At 66.5% G+C, this 16,717-nt stretch carries 17 protein-coding genes; 1 reads left to right on the plus strand and 16 read right to left on the minus strand.

Translation table 11 applies throughout. From position 1 onward, the window contains the following. Positions 1-19: 19 nt before the first annotated feature. The 14 genes from ACWEWT_RS10785 to ACWEWT_RS10850 form a co-directional block, all read right to left on the minus strand. On the minus strand, positions 20-265 hold the full coding sequence (locus ACWEWT_RS10785; protein WP_452558119.1) for a ferredoxin: 246 nt from the start codon (positions 263-265) through the stop codon (positions 20-22). Positions 266-273: 8 nt separating this feature from the next. After that, entirely contained in the window at positions 274-1,542 is a 1,269-nt protein-coding gene (locus tag ACWEWT_RS10790; protein WP_452558120.1) for a cytochrome P450, read from the minus strand. A 250-nt stretch (positions 1,543-1,792) separates the two neighbouring features. Beyond that, on the minus strand, positions 1,793-2,491 hold the full coding sequence (locus ACWEWT_RS10795) for a TetR/AcrR family transcriptional regulator (protein ID WP_452558121.1): 699 nt from the start codon (positions 2,489-2,491) through the stop codon (positions 1,793-1,795). 19 nt (positions 2,492-2,510) lie between these two features. Then, complete coding sequence (locus tag ACWEWT_RS10800) at positions 2,511-3,947, minus strand: aldehyde dehydrogenase (protein WP_452558122.1); 1,437 nt, start codon at positions 3,945-3,947, stop codon at positions 2,511-2,513. A gap of 9 nt (positions 3,948-3,956) precedes the next feature. After that, positions 3,957-4,511 carry a flavin reductase family protein gene (locus ACWEWT_RS10805; protein WP_452558123.1) on the minus strand — a complete coding sequence of 185 codons (555 nt, stop codon included), beginning with the start codon at positions 4,509-4,511 and terminating at the stop codon, positions 3,957-3,959. Then, positions 4,489-4,884: a hypothetical protein gene (locus ACWEWT_RS10810; protein ID WP_452558124.1), complete on the minus strand. Its 396-nt coding sequence runs from the start codon at positions 4,882-4,884 to the stop codon at positions 4,489-4,491. The genes ACWEWT_RS10805 and ACWEWT_RS10810 overlap by 23 nt, the downstream gene beginning before the upstream one ends. A 39-nt stretch (positions 4,885-4,923) precedes the next feature. Beyond that, positions 4,924-6,081, minus strand: a complete 1,158-nt coding sequence (locus ACWEWT_RS10815; RefSeq protein WP_452558125.1) for an aromatic ring-hydroxylating oxygenase subunit alpha — start codon at positions 6,079-6,081, stop codon at positions 4,924-4,926. After that, on the minus strand, positions 6,078-6,584 hold the full coding sequence (locus tag ACWEWT_RS10820) for a hypothetical protein (protein ID WP_452558126.1): 507 nt from the start codon (positions 6,582-6,584) through the stop codon (positions 6,078-6,080). Before ACWEWT_RS10820 ends, ACWEWT_RS10815 begins: the two co-directional genes overlap by 4 nt. After that, the gene (locus tag ACWEWT_RS10825; protein ID WP_452558127.1) at positions 6,571-7,095 is read right to left on the minus strand and encodes a lipocalin-like domain-containing protein; all 525 of its coding nucleotides are present in this window, start codon (positions 7,093-7,095) and stop codon (positions 6,571-6,573) included. The genes ACWEWT_RS10820 and ACWEWT_RS10825 overlap by 14 nt, the downstream gene beginning before the upstream one ends. Next, positions 7,092-8,267, minus strand: coding sequence for a thiolase C-terminal domain-containing protein (locus ACWEWT_RS10830; protein ID WP_452558128.1), 1,176 nt, complete (start codon positions 8,265-8,267; stop codon positions 7,092-7,094). Before ACWEWT_RS10830 ends, ACWEWT_RS10825 begins: the two co-directional genes overlap by 4 nt. After that, complete coding sequence (locus tag ACWEWT_RS10835; RefSeq protein WP_452558129.1) at positions 8,264-8,743, minus strand: Zn-ribbon domain-containing OB-fold protein; 480 nt, start codon at positions 8,741-8,743, stop codon at positions 8,264-8,266. The genes ACWEWT_RS10830 and ACWEWT_RS10835 overlap by 4 nt, the downstream gene beginning before the upstream one ends. 60 nt (positions 8,744-8,803) lie before the next feature. After that, complete coding sequence (locus tag ACWEWT_RS10840; protein WP_452558130.1) at positions 8,804-9,616, minus strand: mycofactocin-coupled SDR family oxidoreductase; 813 nt, start codon at positions 9,614-9,616, stop codon at positions 8,804-8,806. A 75-nt stretch (positions 9,617-9,691) separates the two neighbouring features. Further along, complete coding sequence (locus ACWEWT_RS10845; protein ID WP_452558131.1) at positions 9,692-10,882, minus strand: LLM class flavin-dependent oxidoreductase; 1,191 nt, start codon at positions 10,880-10,882, stop codon at positions 9,692-9,694. Between the two features lie 185 nt (positions 10,883-11,067). After that, positions 11,068-12,591 (minus strand): class I adenylate-forming enzyme family protein, encoded by a 1,524-nt coding sequence (locus tag ACWEWT_RS10850; RefSeq protein ID WP_452558132.1) that lies wholly within the window; start codon positions 12,589-12,591, stop codon positions 11,068-11,070. A gap of 331 nt (positions 12,592-12,922) precedes the next feature. Here ACWEWT_RS10850 and ACWEWT_RS10855 point away from each other — a divergent pair, with 331 nt between their 5' ends. Beyond that, complete coding sequence (locus ACWEWT_RS10855; RefSeq protein ID WP_452558133.1) at positions 12,923-13,780, plus strand: SDR family NAD(P)-dependent oxidoreductase; 858 nt, start codon at positions 12,923-12,925, stop codon at positions 13,778-13,780. 6 nt (positions 13,781-13,786) lie between these two features. Here the strand turns inward: ACWEWT_RS10855 and ACWEWT_RS10860 are convergent, their stop codons facing one another. Together ACWEWT_RS10860 and ACWEWT_RS10865 are read right to left on the minus strand one after the other, a co-directional pair. Then, entirely contained in the window at positions 13,787-14,551 is a 765-nt protein-coding gene (locus tag ACWEWT_RS10860) for an SDR family oxidoreductase (protein WP_452558134.1), read from the minus strand. After that, on the minus strand, positions 14,548-16,716 hold the full coding sequence (locus ACWEWT_RS10865; protein ID WP_452558135.1) for a molybdopterin-containing oxidoreductase family protein: 2,169 nt from the start codon (positions 16,714-16,716) through the stop codon (positions 14,548-14,550). Before ACWEWT_RS10865 ends, ACWEWT_RS10860 begins: the two co-directional genes overlap by 4 nt. Between the last annotated feature and the right edge of the window lies 1 nt (position 16,717).

Below are 16,717 nucleotides of genomic sequence, written 5' to 3' on the forward strand. Positions count from 1 at the left end.
ACGATCGGCGCAGAAATATTCACGGCATCCGTTCCGGCGGCGGCAAGGCTTCCACCGATAACGCATGCTCGGGGCACGACCGGACGATCGACTCCGCCGCGATCAACTGGTCGGCGTCCAATTCCGAGCGGAGAACGATCGGATCGCCCTGATCGTCACAATCCACCAGCTCGGGCGCTCGGCCGTAACACAATCCGTGTCCGGCGCAGGCCGATCGGTCGACGGTGATCCGCCGGCCGGTCGCCCCCATATCGTTGGTCCGCATACCGGTCGTCACCGCTGCCCGGCACTCTCGGACAACCTCGGCCCCTTGCTGAAGGTGATGGGCAATTTCTCGCAACCACGGACCTGGGAGGCGTGCATAACGGGCGGGTTGTCCGGTACCAGGGCGTAATCGGGGAGCCGCCGGTGGACCTCTTCCAGCGCCAGCCGCAATTCGATCCGGGCCAGGTGCGAACCGAGACACCGGTGCGGGCCCGCACCGAATGCGATGTGGCGGTTGGGTTCCCGGTCCAGGATCAAGGAATCGGCATTCTCGAATTCCGCGTCGTCGCGATTGGCGGAGGTCAGCAGGAGCAGCAGCTGATCGCCTTCCTTCATGGAAACACCGCCGATCTCGATATCGCGGGTCGCCCGGCGACCGCTGCTCGAGGCCGTCTCCATACGCAGGATCTCCTCCACCGCCTGCGGTATGGCATCCGGGTCGTCGATCAGCATCCGGCGCTCCTCGGGGTTCCGGGTCAGATGGACCAGGCCCCAGGCCAGCGCGCCCTGCACCGTGTGCAGGCCCGCGACGACCAGCAGGAAGAACATCCGGCACAGCTCGTCATCGGTCAGCAGCCGCTCGCCGGTGTCGAACCGCAGCGGGGTGCCGACGATATGGGAGGTCAGATGGCCGGAGCCGTACTCGCCCGCGCGGACCCGGGCGATGACCGCGGTGAAGTAGCCGAAGATCTCATCGGCGGCACCGGCCCGGGCCCGCGCATTCTCGTCCGCCGAGGCGCCCGGCACACCCTGCAGGACGATATCGGTCCATTCGGTGAATTTCGGCGCATCCGCCAGCGGCCAGCCCATCAGCGCCAAGAAGATCCTGGTCGGCAGCTCGTGGGCGAATTCCGCGATGAACTCACACTCGCCGCGCTCGATGAACCCGTCGATGAGCTCGTTGACGATGGCGCGGATCTCGGGCTCCAGCGCCTTCATCCGGACCGGACTGAACAGCGGCTGCAGCGCCTGCCGGTAGGAGCTGTGCTCGGGCGGGTCCAGTTCGAGTGGCAGGAACCGGCCCTGCCCGGCGTTCACCAGGTTGTTCGGATAGCTGGAGAAGGTCTCGGCGTCGCGCAGGATCTCGTGCACCTCCCGGTACCGGGTGACGACCCAGTGACCGCCGTACAGCGGCGAGAACAGAATCGGCCCCTGCGCGCGGAGTTCCGCGACTTTTTCCTGGAATACATCGACGGGGACGGCGAGCGCCGGATTGTACACATCGAAATCAGTGATGAGATTCTCGGGAATTCCGGTAGTTGTTGTCACCGTTGACATCCTCTCGGGCGGTACAGGAGAAGAACACGCTTCGCGGGCGATGTGCACTATTGCGTGCCCATCGTTGCCGGCGGCCGGTCCCGTTCTTGTTGCAGAGTGTTTCGACGATGCCGGAGCCCGATCGGACGGCCGGCATATTGAGGTGACCTCCGGCGGGTAGGCCACCCGCCGTCGGAAATTTATCTAACGATAATAGATTATCGCCCGCAAGGTGTCAGGAGAACCGCGATATGGTTTTCGATTCGGAAGATCAGCGATCCACCCGCGAGTGCGCCCGCACCCCGGAAAGGAAGCTACGAATCGTCACCTCGAACAATTCGTCCTGGGACCACGGATTGGCCACCAGCGCCCGGCTCAGCACGGGGTGACGTTCGGCATCGACATTCGGAAATACCTCTGCCCCACCACCGGTTTTGTTCGCCAGGCTCGACAACGTCGTCGCGAAGGACAGCTTCTCCAGACCGTCGAGAATTATCACGTGCAGCGCGGGATCCACCCCGCATTCGGCCAGAATCCGCGCGCACCTCTCATAGGTACCGGTGAGCACGTCCCGCGGAAGCAATTCGACCAGAATGAGCGCGGCATTCGCATGGCGCAGGATCGCATTGCGATAATTGAGACTGAGCTGGACGAACCACTCGATCCACGCACCGTCGACCGGATCGGACGGAATCGTCGTCTGGCGCATGATCTCCCGTGCCACCTCGGCCATGAGTTCGCGCCGGTCCGTGAAATGATGATAGAGCGAGGAGGTGCTCACATTCAGCTGTTTCGCCACTCGCGGCAAGCTGAAAGAGTCGATACCCTCACCGTCGATCATCTCTATGCTCGCGGCGATGACAGAGCCGCGGCTTATCAGCGGGGTCCGGGGACGCGCCATTTCCGTCATCACTTTCTGTTGTCGGAGAAATCCGGTGGATCGGCCGCACACGGAGCGGAACCGCGCCACGAGCCGACCCTCGGCCGAATCATACGGGCGTCGGGAGATACACCGATTTCAGTGCGTAGTAATTCGCCAGGCCCTCCGGACCCAGTTCACGGCCGATACCGCTCGCGCCATGTCCGCCGAACGGTGCGTCGAGGTCCAGCCCGTAGATGTTCACACCCACCGTTCCGGCACGGAAACGCGTCGCCACGTCCATACCCCGTGCCTCGTCCGAGGTCCACACCATACCGGCCAGGCCGTACTTCGTATCATTGGCGATCTCGACCGCGTGATCAACGGAGTCGTAGGGGAGCACGCAGACCACGGGGCCGAAGATCTCTTCCTGGGCGATACGCGAAGAATTCTCGACATCGGCGAATACCGTCGGCTCGACGAACCATCCGCGATCCACCGCGGGCACACCACCGCCGGTGGTGATCCGCGCACCGTCGCTGCGGCCGGACTCGATGTGATCCAGCACCCGGGCGCGATGCTCGGCACTCACCAGCGGGCCGATCTGCGTCGTTTTCTCCAGCGGGTCGCCGAGTACATAACCGCGCACTGTTTCGGTGACGGCCGCCACGAACTCCGCGTATCGAGCGCGCGGAACCAGAATCCTGGTACTGGCATGGCAGGTCTGCCCGTTGTTACCGAACGAGTGCTCGAGCAGGCCGTGAGTGAAGACGTCCATATCCACGTCGTCCAGGACTATGGCGGCGGACTTTCCACCGAGTTCCAGGGTGACCGGGGTGAAATTCTCCCCGCAGATCCGGCCGATTTCGCGCCCCGCCCGGGTGGAGCCGGTGAAAGCGACCTTGTCGACACCGTCATGGGCGACCAGCCCGGCGCCGGCCGCCCGGCCGCCGGGAACCACATTGAGAACGCCCGCCGGCAGGCCCGCCTCGAGTGCCGCGTCCGCGAAGACGAAAGCATCCAGTGCGGTTTCCGGTGACGGTTTGAATACCACCGAACATCCGGCCGCAAGGGCGGGCGCGATCTTCATAGCGGCCAGCGCTTGGGGGTAATTCCACGGCGTGATCGCCGCGACGACGCCGACCGGTTCCCGGCGGACCACGGTCCGGCCACCCATGAAATGAGCGCGCACATCGGGGCCGTCGGCGCGTTCGATGAGATCGGCGTAGTAGTCGAACATCATCGCCGGACTGAAACCGTTGGCCGCCTTGGAGATGGTGATCGGCATCCCGTTCTCGCGACTGACCAACGCCGTGGTCTCCCGACCACGGGCTTTCAACGCTTTCCCGAAATTGCGTAACAGCGCGGCGCGCTCACCGGTCGGATAATCCCGCCACTCGCCACTCAGACCGGCGCGTGCTGCCGCCACCGCGGCCGAGATATCACGGAGATCGCCCATTCCCGCTACGCCGATGGGTATCTCGGTCGCGGCCTCGACGACCACTGTTCGCTCCCCACTCGACGGGGCGGTCCACCGGCCGTCGATGAACAATTCGTTCCTGTCCATACCTGCTCCTCAGTTCCGATCCCGGGCCCCGGCCGAAGCCGTGGCCGATGGGTTCGGCGGTTCGAATTCTTCCACTCCGCAGTACTTTCCCCGGTGGAAGAGCAGCGGCTCGCTGATCTGCTCGGCGGCCAGATCCAGAATGTCCGCGACGACCACCGTGTGATCTCCGCCCTGATATTCGACGTCCACCGACAGCTCGAACCATGCGGTGACACCGTCGAGAAGGGGTGCCCCGCCGGCTGCGGACCGCCAGGCGACGCCGGTGAACTTCTCTCCTCCCGAACGCGCGAACCGATCGCTCAGTTCGCGCTGGCCGGCCGCGAGCACATTGACCGCGAAGGTGGGTGTATTCCGGATGGCGGGCCAGCTCGTCGAGGCCCGGCTCGGGCAGATGACAACCTTCGGCGGATGAAGTGACAGCGCGGTGAAGGACTGACAGGTGAAGCCGACCGGTCCCTGTCGGGTCATTGCCGTCACCACGGTGACGCCGGAGCTGAAATATCCGAGCACATCGCGCAGATGCCGCGGGTCGAGAATGGAATCATCGCCGTTCACTGCGCTCACCTCCCCTTCTGCTCGGCTGCCCGGGATTCGCTTTCCCGACGCGCTCATCGGGCTGTTCACGCACTTCGACATGAGCGCGAATACGGCCCTGTTCGTCGATCCAGCCCCGGCTCGCCGCCCACTCGATCATTTCGCCGAACCGGCGGTTCCACTCCTGGTCGTGACCACGCTCTCCAGCGAGCTCGCGCACCCGGCGCGGGCTGACGAGAACATCGCCGGAGGGATGCAACGCACCGACACACGCGATCTCCGCTGCGGTGACCCGGCCACTGGATCCACCGCCGAGCAGCTCGGTGACGAATGATCCGAAATCCTCGGGGTCGGCCAGGACCACTTCCGTGCCCCGGCGCCCTCGATCCACTATCAGGCGCATTGCCTCGGATCCTTTCGTCTATATCGTGTTCGCACCTGATCAGGCCAGCATCCGGGCGAGTTCGCGCCGGAAGAGATGGTTGGCCATCTCGTTGCGGCCGAGCACGAGTGGTCCGGCATCCGCACTCGTCAATGCCTGTTGAGCCGAACGCAGTAGCGGGAAATCCTCCTGGTGCAGAACCTCGAGCAGGATCTTCCAGTTCTTGTTCCAGCGAGCACTCCAGACCTCTTCGCTCACCTCCATCGCCTCCTCGGTGGGGGCGATGATCCGCATCTCCATCCGGCACATTCCCGGATCCACCGGGTGCGGGCGGAAAGTGAGCAGTTCGATGTGGTCCGGCTGGACCAGCACCGAGGTGTTCGGACCGAGATACAGCGTTTCGGTGACATGCGCGGACAGATCGATATCGTCCGGTGTGTCCGTCAGCCACCGATCGATGCTCTTGCGGGGCGTCAGGAAGCGGAAATGCCGGCCGAAGTCGTCGACCGCCAGCACATTGGTGTGGACGAACTTCGCGGCGGTATTCGGGTGCGCGTACTGGATGTGGTAGCCGTCGAGGAAAGCGTCCTGCATCAACTTCCAGTTGCACGGCTCGTCGAATCCCTCGGCCCGGAAGGTCACGTAGCGTTCGAGCCCCAGGTGCGCCAAGGTCGAATCCATCTCCGGGCCCAGCCAGTCGGCGACATCGATATCGGCACCCGCCGCGTCGACCATCCAGATGAATCCGTGGCGCTCCTCGGTGGGGAGCTCGATCAGGCCGAGGTTCGCCCGGTCCACCTCGCCGAAGGACGTGTCCCGGGTGATCGCCCGCAGACTTCCGTCGGTGTCGTAGGACCAGCGGTGGTATCCGCACGAGAACAGCCGGCACCGGCCCGTCGCGTTTTCCTCGAGTAGTGATCCGCGGTGCCGGCAGGCGTTCACGAACGCCTTCACCGAGCCGTCCCGCTGCCGGACGGCCAGGACCCGGTTGCGCGGCATCTGCAAGGTGAGGAAATCGTTCGGCCGGGCGAGCTCGGACGAATGCGCGATGATCGAGGGGACCCGTCCGAAGATCCGGTCCCGCTCCAGCACCGCCCGTTCGGACGAGGTGAACTCCCAAGGTTCGAACGGTTCCGTGGCCGCCACCTCGTCGGTGGTGCCCGCCCGCAGATGGCCGAGCAATCGGCGTATCCGCACATTGAGTTCCGCGTTGGTCATCGGTTCTCCTCCAACCCTCGAATAACTGCCGGCGGCGGACCGGTGCGCGGTCCGTGCGGCGCTGTCAGCGCCGGCATCACCGCGTATGCCAGCAACCGGTCGAACGACTCCCGGCCCGCGCCGCCGACGATCGCCGGGATCAGGGTGACCCCGTCGGCGACTCCGGCGACGACGATGTCCGAGATCAATCGGACGAGACCGGCCGGCGTCCCCGTGTAACAGATGTTCTCGCCGCGCGGCACCGAAGGACACCGGCCATTCGCTTCGGCCGCCGCCAGCTCGTAGCGGGCCTCGTGCGCCCGCGCGGCGATATGGGCCACGACATCCAGCAGGACGAGCGCCGCGTTCCCCGGCGAGTCCCCATACTGCGCGGCCAATCGCTTCCTGCGCTCCTGTGCGGTGACCAGATCGGGTGCGGTCAGCCGCACGGATTCACCGTGGCCGCACTCGCCGGCCGCGCAGATCGAGCGATCGATGGCGACCACCGGCTCATGCACCGCCATCGTCGTCTCCCTTCGCGGTACTCGCTCCGGGCCGCCGCCAGACCAGGCGTGGGAACAGCGTCGTGGTCCGGAAGCGCAGCGGTTCCGACGACAACGTCATCGTGTCGCCGCTGAACTCGACATATCGCAGTTGCCGATCCCCAACCCAGTTCGGGTAGAGGGAAACGAACATCTCGTGCCGGATCGCCTGCTTCGCCGCGTCCACGTCGTATCGGCCGGAATAGGCGAGGTACCCCGCGGCCGCACTGCCGCGTTCGGCGATATCCCCGCCGTGCACCCGGCGGGATGCGTAGCGCGGGCGGTCCGGTGCCATGATCTGGGCCGACATATACCCGTCCGCCGCGTAGATGATCAATCCCCGCGCGCCCTCGCCCAGCGGATACCCGACCTGCCCGGTCTCCGATACCGTCGTGTAGGAGATCAGTTCCCACGATCCCAGGACCCGCTGCGCTATCGAGCGCGGCTCGTCGATCCGGCCCGGCGCCTCGTCCACTCCGTGCCCCGGTTTCACAGCGCCGCCCGGTCGCAGAACAGGACGGAACTGACCAGCGCGGCCATCGGTCCGCCGATGAACAGCGAGATAGCCGCGCCGGGAACATTGTTGGTGGAGGTACCGCGCAACTGCCGGACCGCCTCCACCGCCAAACCCATTCCGTTCACGAACGAATCTGCGAGATTCCCGCCGCTGGTATTGACCGGCAGCCCGCCCGCCGGCGCAGTCAGGTTCTCCTGGGTCAGCACGGTCGCCGCGGCCGGACCGCGCGGGCACAGACCGTGATCGATCAGCGCGGCCACGCCGGAGCCGCTGAAGTTCTCGTAGACCTGGACGACATCGACCTCCGCGGGCCCGATCCCGGCCGCCGCCCACAACTGCGCGGCCACTCCGGCCGGCCCACCGAACCCCGCCGAGCTGTAGTCGGGGTCGTTCTCGGAATCGACGGCATAACCCGCCGTGGCCCCCTGAGCTCCGGCCAGCACGTAGGCGGGCTTGTCCACCAGGTCCCGGGCGCGGTCGGCGCGCATCAGAAGCAGGGCGACGGCGCCGTCGTTCTCGCGGGAGCAGTCGAACAGGCGATAGGGTTCCACGATCATCCGGGCCGCCTCGTATCCCGCGATATCCAGCGGGCGCCCGTAGGCCGCCGCCGCCGGGTTCTGCTGGGCGTGGAAGTAGTCGGCGAGTACCAGCGCGCGGACGGCCGTGGCCGGGACACCGTCGGCCTCGAGCATTCGCTGGGTCCGCAGGGCACAGGCCTGTGCGGGTGAACCCACCCCGTGCGGCAGCATCTGGCCGTCGAAGTGGTGTTCGGCGTAGCCGAGCCGGCCGCTGTCCTGCTGCGACATCGCGCGATACACCACCACACAGTCGGCCTGCCCGGTCGCGATCGCGATCGCCGCGTTCGTGACGGCCGCGGCCGCACCACCGCCGCCACCACCCCAGATCATGTTCGACCAGCGGATCCGGTGGACCATGAGGGCCGATCCGACGACCGTCCCGTCGTTGTCGCCGCCACCGTAGGAGACGAAACCGTCGATCTCCCGCGGGTCGATCCCCGCATCGGCGGCGGCCTCGACCACCGCGCGCAGCGTCAATTGCAGTTCCGTCCGCCCCGATTCGCCGCGTTTGCAATGGAATTCGCTGACGCCCACCACGGCGGCGGCACCCCGGACGATCGAAGCGCTCATCGCAGCCGCTCCGTATCCGCCGGCCGTTCCCGCCGCCAGCGCAGCAGTGGCCATCGCGTGCCCGCGGGCTGCTGGACGACTCCTCGGACGCGGTCCCCGATACGGATGTCGTCGGCACCGACCGGGTCGACCAGCAGTCCGAGTACCCGCCGGTTTCCCGCACGGGGTAGTTCGACCAGGACCGTGACGTACGGTACTTCGCCGGCCAGCTCGGAGATGAACGGATGCCGGGTACGCGACCACGAATACACGGTGCCGACCGCTTCGACCGCCGCCCAGGACAGCTCGAAGTTCCGGCAGCGCCCGCACATCCAGCGCGGGCCCCACAGCCACAGGCCGCAGTCGGTGCAGCGTTGGAGCCGCAACTCGCCTGCGGCCAAGCCCTGCCAATAACCGGCGTCGACACCGTCGGCGGCGGGGCCGGCCAGTTCGGTAGCGGGGAATCGGCGTAGTTCCTGTTCGGTACTGACTCTCATACGATTTTCGTCAACTTTCTCCACGAAGCCCCGGCCGTCGCGGGGCCGCGGGCCAGGTCGTCAGTGTTTGACCAGATAGCCCGCGTCGATGGGCAGATCGACACCCGTCACGTACCGTGCCGCGTCGGAGACCAGCCACAACACCGCATTGCTGATCTCCTGCGGATCGAGCATCGGCACGTCCAGGAGATTGCTGCGGTCGCTGTGGGCCCATTTGCGCACCACCCAGGGCAGGACGTTCGACAGGCCCGTCGCCATCGGCGACGCGACACCGGTCGGGTTCACGGTGTTCACGCGAATGTTGTGGTCGGCCAGTTCGAAGGCGAGTGTCTGTTTGAGACCTTGCAGCCCGTGCTTGGCCGCACCGTAGTGCCCCCACGACGGCGCGGCGCGCAGTCCGTCCACGGACGAGGTGATGACTATCGATCCGCCCGCGCCGCCGGCGATCATCCGCGGGACCGCGGCCTTGCAGGCTTTCCAGGCACCGGTCAGGTTCACGTCCAGCATGGTCTGCCACGCCGCATCGCTGATCTCACAGGTCGACTCGGCATGGTCGTGCACCCCCGCGTTCGCGACCAGGATGTCCAGGCGCCCGAAGCGGGATACGGCCAGGTCGGCCACCGCTTCCATATCCGGGCTGCTGCGCACATCGGCCTGCATACCGGCGATCTCACCGCCCGCTTCCTTCACCACGCGCAGGGTTTCCTCGAGATCCTCCGGCCCGGCGAGTGGATACTGTATTTCGGCGATGGGGGCCGCGATATCGCAGATCACCACCTTCGCGCCCGCCTTCGCCAGGGAGAGCGCATGCGACCGCCCCTGTCCCCGGGCGCCTCCGGTGATCATCGCTACCTTGCCGTCCAGACCTGTCATGTTCTCTCCCAGTGCCGAATCTGCTGTACGGCGAGCCCCTCGTACGCGCCGCCGTTTTGTCGTCGAACGAGGCGGTCAGTCCGCGCGTGCGGTCGTGGTCCGCTCGTAATCCTTTGTGGCATTACTGATTCCGGCCGCAAACCGCTGGCCGAAGCCTTCTTTACGAGCCTGCGTCCACCGGTAGGACTCCAGCAGCGGCTCGCACGCCCCGGTGAAGCGCGGGACGACATCGCGCATCAGGATTCGATACATCCGCGAGGTGGCGTCGGTATCGGCCCAATCGTGGGCGGTGGCCAGGAACGTCCCGAACCCGCCGGTCCGCTCGATCAAACTCTGGATATAGGCGATCGCCTGCTCGGCATCGCCGATACACCCGTAGCCCGATTCGTTCACCCGCCGGACCAGTTCCTCGTGCTCGATCCGCTCCCCGGGCTCGATCATCCGCATCGGCGTCACCACATGCCGGTAGTCCATGAAATCGCGCAGGCCGTAGCGCGTCTGCTCGACGGCCTCGTCGTAGGTGTCGGCGATATGCAGGTTGCCCACTATCGCCCAGTCCCGCCGGGACACCGTCCGGTCGTGCGCGGCGGCTTCCCGGGACGTGATCTCCCAGGTCTGCTCGAGCAGTTCGATCGACCTGTCCCCCGTGCCCCCGACCGACAACAGGCCGAGACCGTACTTCCCGGCCAATTTCGGCCCCGAGGGCGACATCGCCGCGGCCACAGTGATCGGCACCCCGGGATGCCGATAACTGCCGAGCTGGACGCGCGCGTCCTCGAGCGTGAACCATTCCGTCTTCCGATCCACCGGGCCGGCACCTGCCAGCAGCTCGAGGATCGCGTCCAGTGCTTCCTCCATCCGGGGGCGCAGCAGGTTGTAGTCCATGCCCATCATCTGGGAATCGGCGACCAGCGCGCCGGGACCGACTCCGATGCGGATCCGGCCCCGGGTCATATGGTCCAGGAAGGTGATCCGGTCGGCGACCATGAGCGGATGGTGATACGGCAGCGAGATCACCCCGCTGCACAGCTCGATCCGCTCGGTGCGCTGGGCCGCGGCGGCGATCATGAGCTCCGGCGCGGGCCCCACCTCGTAGCCCCCGCTGTGGTGCTCGCCGAACCACACCTGATGGAACCCCAGGCGGTCCAGTTCCTCCACATGCCGCAGGTCCTGTGCCAGTGCGAGGGTCGGGTTGCGGCGGGGATTGTGGTAGGGCGGCAGGAATACGCCGAACCGCAGCGGACCCGTCTCGGTATGTGCTTCCATGTCCATCTCCTGTCGGTCGGGAGCCGTTCGGGTATGCGGAATCGGCGGGGCGCCGGACGGCGTCCGCGAATGGATTCGTGCGTAGGTGATCGAATTTCCGGAATGCGCCGAGGCGCGTATTCCGCTATCCGTTTCTCGGCGCGAGAACCGGCATTACGAGCTGCGGTGAACGGATCCGATCCGAGTCAGCGAACTTTCTCGTACCGCCGCTCTATATCGGAATACATCGCGCGCAGTTCACGCTTGGCTATCTTCCCACTCGACATTCTCGGTAGCGGTTCGTCGCGAACGACGATGTAGCGCGGCACCTTGTAATCCGCCAGCCGGGCGTTACAGTGCGCGACCACATCGCCGGCGCCGCGCGAGCCGTCGCCGTAGACGATCGCGGCCGGGGTTTCGCCGAATCTCGGATCCCGGACCCCGATCACCGCGACCTCCTCGATACCGGACAGCCCGAGGATGGTGCGCTCGATCTCGGCCGGGGAGATGTTCAGCCCGCCCGAGATGATCATGTCCTTGATGCGGTCGACATAGGTGAGGCAACCGTTCTCGTCCAGTACCCCGAGATCACCGGTTCTGATCCAGCCGTCGACGATGGTCGCCGCGGTCGCCTCGTCGTTGCGCCAGTAGCCCCGGGTCATCCCCGGTCCACGAAGCAGGATTTCACCGGGTTGCCCGGGCGGGCAGTCCACGCCCTCGATATCGACCACTCGGATCCGCGTGAATATCCCACCCCACCCGCACTTCTCCGGACTCACCGCCGCGAAGTCGGGCGGGTTGGCCGTGGCGGTACCGCCGATCTCGGTCTGGCCGTAGATCTGGCGCAGGCACACCCCCTGCCGCGCCCAGGCGTGCAGCAGGGGCAGCGGCACCGGGGCCCCGCCGACATGCGCGGTGGTGATATGACTCAGGTCGGCCGCGGCGAAGCCCTCGGCGTCCGCGATCCGCTCGAACAGGATCGGCGGACCGTTGAGCGTGGTCACCCGATGCTCGACCAGGGTGCGCAGGGCGGACTCCGCGTCCAGCCGCGCCAGCAGGTACATGGTTCCGCCGTGCAGCATCGTCCGAGCGATACTCCACACCATTCCGGCGCAGGTCCACAGCGGCAATGCGGCCAGCGGGCGGAACCCGCCCGGCCGCACCGATTCGATCAGCGACCACTCGTAGGCGACCGCGGCCAGGTTCGCGTGGTCGAAGACCACTCCTTTGGACCGGCCCGTCGTACCGCTGGTGAACACGATCATGGTCGGTTCGGACAGGTCCGGATCGCGCGCCGGGACCGGGGCCGCTCGACGACCCCGCAGTGGGGCGACAGCATGCTCGAGCACGGCGAGGCCGAACCGGTAACCCTGCGCGAGTACGGCTTCCAGCCGGGGACGGAGTTCCGCGTCGGTGTACACGACGGCTGGTGCCGCGTCCTCGACCAGCGCGGCGAGTTCCGCGGGCACCAGGCGATGCCCGAACGGTGCGGCGATAGCACCCACCTTCAGCGCCCCGAGCGCCGCCGCGCACCAGGACAGCGAGTTCGCGCCGACGATACCGACCCGGTCCCCCGGGCCCACTCCCCTGCTCAGCAGGTCGGCCGCGACCGCGTCCGCCCACGAGTTCAGTTCGGCATAGGTGACGCGCTCTTCTTCGAAAACGATTGCGGCACTATCCGGTGCGATACGCGACCACCACAGCAGCGAATCGACGACGGTACCAGCCATGTCCCACACTCCATACGAGATATGCACAGCCCCCGGAACTTCCATGATCCCCACCTCGCCGATGCGGTGTGGGTCACAGCCGTTAATCTAAACCCTATCGGTTAATCGCACAAGAGCGGATTTTCGATCAATCGCCACAGCAAATTTCCGGCATACCCGAGAAGTCGTTGACCGGCGCGCTCTCATGACATATGTTGTTCCGGCAGAGCGGTCTTCGCTCATTTCCGGCGGTACCGATCATCGGCCGCGTACCGGAATCGAAATCCCGAACGGCACCGGAAACACCGGTCCCTGTTCATTCCCGAATGCTATGAACCCACCAGGAGTTGCCATGAGGCTCGACGGCAAAGTCGCTGTGATCACCGGGGGCGGATCCGGCCTCGGACGCGAAAGCGCACAACTGTTCGCCGCGGAAGGCGCCCGGATCGCGGTCGTCGATATCGACGCCGAACGCGCTGCGCAGACAGTCGAACTCGTCGAGCGACAAGGTGGCACCGCACGTGCGATCGTGGCCGATGTGGCGGACGAGGCGGCCGTCGGCCGCAGTGTCGAGACGACATTCGAAGCCTTCGGCAGGCTGGACATCATGTTCGCCAACGCCGGGATCATCTCCCGCGGCGGCGTCCCGACCGTGGCCGGCGGCGAGCAGGTGGAATTCCAGGACCTCACCGACGCGGACTGGCAGCGGGTGCTCTCGGTGAACCTGAGTGGAGTGTTCTACTGCGCCAAGGCGGCGGTTCCGGCCATGCGCCGAGGCGGTGGCGGATCGATCATCGCCACCTCCTCGGCCGCATCCCTGGTCGCCTATCCGGCGGCCGCGATCTACAGCGCGACGAAAGCGGGCGTCAACGGCCTGGTCCGGGGATTGTCGCTCGACCTCGGCAAATACGGTATCCGGGTGAATGCGCTGGCACCCACGCACGGAATGTCACCCAACTTCCTCGCCCCGGCCGGGGCGCCGGTCGTCGGGCGGTCATACGAGGAAGTCGCCGGGCCCTGGGATCCCGCGGTGTCTCCGATTCCGCTGAAGCTGAATCGGCCACCGAGTCTGCGGGACAACGCGAACGTCGCCCTGTTCCTGGCCTCCGACGAATCGGCATACCTGTCGGGCCTGACGGTCCCGACCACGGACGGCGGCACACTGTCCCGGGTCGCGATGGCCTTCGAGGAGGACACCGCGACCACCTGAGGACGGCTACACCGGACCACCCAGCCAGACTCCGACCTCCTCCCCCGACACATGCTGCCCGTCGTCGCTCACCAGGAACGACACCGTCGCGGCGATCGACTCCGCGGGTATGCGGGGCCAACTCGCCGCGAGCGTGTCCACCGCGTCCGGGCCACCGGAGGCGATGATGTCGGTCTCGACGAATCCGGGCATGACCGCGTTGACGGTGATGCCGCGGCGGGCGACCTCGAGCGCGAGGGTGCGGGTCATACCGAGTAGGCCGGCCTTGGCCGCGGCATAGGCGCTCATCGTGGGAGCGGGTTTGCGGCCGCCGGACGGGCTGCTGACGAAAATTACCCGGCCCCAGCCTTTCTCGTACATTCCGGGAAGGGCAGCGTGGGTGCAGTAGAAGGCTCCGCTGAGGTTTACCCCGATCACCCGGTCCCACTCCCGGGGCGACTGTCTGCGCGCCGAGCCGGCGAGGTTCATCCCGGCGTTGTTCACCAGGACGGTCGGCGCGCCCAGTTCGGCTGTCGTCGCGGCGATCAATGCCGCGGCCTGTTCGGCGTCGGAGATATCGGCGCGGACGGCGGTCGCCCGGCCACCGGAAGCGGTGATCTCGCCGACCACATCCGCCGCGTGTTCCGCGCTCGCCGAATAGTTCACCGCGACCGCGAACCCGTCGGCGGCCAGGCGCCGGGAGATCGCGGCGCCGATCCCCCGGCCGCCACCGGTGACGATCGCGACCCGCCGCTGGTGTATGGCGTCGATTCCGCTGTCCTGGGCCGTCATTCGCTCGTCCTCGTAGCTGCCGGTTCCCGGTCCGCGGTCCGGTCTGCGCGCAGCACCTCGACGTTGATACCGGTGAGATGGGATTGATTGCTGAGGGGGTCGTAACCGTCCCGGCCGGTGGGCGCGAGGTAGTTCACGTTCACACCGGCCTTGTGCCGGGCCACGCCGAGTCCGTCGGCGCTGTGCTGCCCCCAGCCGTGTGTCATGGCGACGACACCGGTGCGCAGGGATTCGTCGTACTGCAATACCGCTTCGGCCGAGCCGTATCGATTGCGGACGAGGACCGGGTCGCCCTCGACGAATCCGCGGTGCCGCGCGTCGTCCGGGTGCATCCACAACGGGTTGCCCCGGTGGATCTCCTGGTCGAAGACCGGGAGGTTGTGCAGCCAGCTGTTGACCATGTGATTCGTTCGCCGGGTGATCAGCTTCAGCTGGCCGGGGCTTTCGGCCGCCAGCTCGGTGAGAATCGATTCCGCGGTGTCGTAGGCACGGCGGAACAGTTCCGGGCAGCAGTCGATCAGGCCGTCGTCGTGCTGCACGGCGATCTCGAATACGTGGGCCGGGTCGGGTTCGGGAAGGACCTCGGTTCCGCACGGCCGGCTCGCGAGCCGGTCCAGGCCGGTGCCGGCCTCCCGCAGGACGGCGTCGATGGGGGCGAACGGGTCCGGGTCCGGGTCGTCGAGCAGTGTCGATACGCCGAGTTCCTGCTGGATGCGCGAGAGGATCCACCAGTCGTCGCGCCGTTCCCCCGCGGGCTCGACGACCGCGGGCGTGTACTGCACATACGGTTCCAACGCCACGCCCAGGGTGTTCAGGAAGTTGATATCGGCGCGTTCGAGCCAATCGGTCGCGGGCAGTACGTAATCGGCCATCTCACCGGTGACGGTCCGGTACAGATCGATCGTGACGATCAGCTCGAGTTTCTCGAACGCCCGGCGCAGCCGCTGTTCGCCGCCCACCGACAGCAGTGGGTTGCCCGAGACGACGATCAGGGCGCGGACCGGTTCACCGGATTGTTCGATGAATTCCGGGAGCAGTACGGCGGGCAGGTCGCCGCTCACGGTGCGGAGTTCGCCCAGCGGGCTCTCGAAGAACGGGTCGGTGCGGCGGCGTTTCGAACCCCGCACCGCGTCGGCGATACCGCGCGAGTAGATATTGCCGCCGCGGCGGCCGAGATTACCGGAGAACAGACTCACCATCGTGAGCATCCAATAGGCCAGGGCGCCCAGGCGACCTTGGTTGACGCCGGTCGCCATGTAGACACTCGCGCTGGGCGCCGCGCAGAACTCGTCGGCGACCCGGCGGATCGTCTCGGGCGCGATACCGGTCACCTCGCCCACCCGAATCGGCGGATAACGCCGGACGAAGTCGAGCAGATCGTCGATATTGCGGGCATGCTGTTCGACGGCGGCGCGGTCGAAGCCGATCCGGAAGACGATCTCGTGCAGCAGTGCGGCCAGGAAGAAGAAATCGGTGTCCGGTTTGATCAGCAACACCTCACCGGTATCCGGTGTCGCGGATTCGATCCGGCGCGGGTTCACGAAGAGCACCGTGCCGCCGCGAGCGCGCACGGCCCGGATCTTGGCCATCGGATCCGAGATGTGCAGCAGGGTCATATGGGAGACGGCCGGGTTGCTGCCGAGGCACAGAAAGTAGTGGGTGTGCAGCAGATCCGGGATCGGATGGGCCATCGACGCGCCGTAGACGGCCTCGCTGGCCGCGTATTTCGCCGAGGTGTCCTGGGTTCCGGCACTGAAGCGCATCCGGGTGTCGAAACCGCGCGCGATCCGGGCCGCGTTCGCATAGTAGGCGCCGTTGAACGCCGACGGATTGCCCTGATAGACGGCCAGGCCATTGCGCCCGTACCGGCGGCGGACATCCTGGATACGAGTCGCGATCTCCCGGAAGGCGGTATTCCAGTCGACCGGTGCGAAATCGCCCGACTCCGCACCGCGCGGCGCGCGCCTTTTCAATGGGCGGTCGAGACGGTCGGGGTCGTCGTGCACCTGGAGGTAGTGCACGCCCTTGTGGCAGCAGAAGCCTTTGTGCACCGGATGCTCGGTATCCGGCCGCAGCCGGGTCACCTTCCCGTCCGCTACCTCGGCCAGCAGACCGCAACCCGGTTCGCAGATACGGCAGAACGTGTGGATCTGTTCGGATACCACC

It is taken from the genome of Nocardia sp. NPDC003963 (assembly GCF_053605105.1).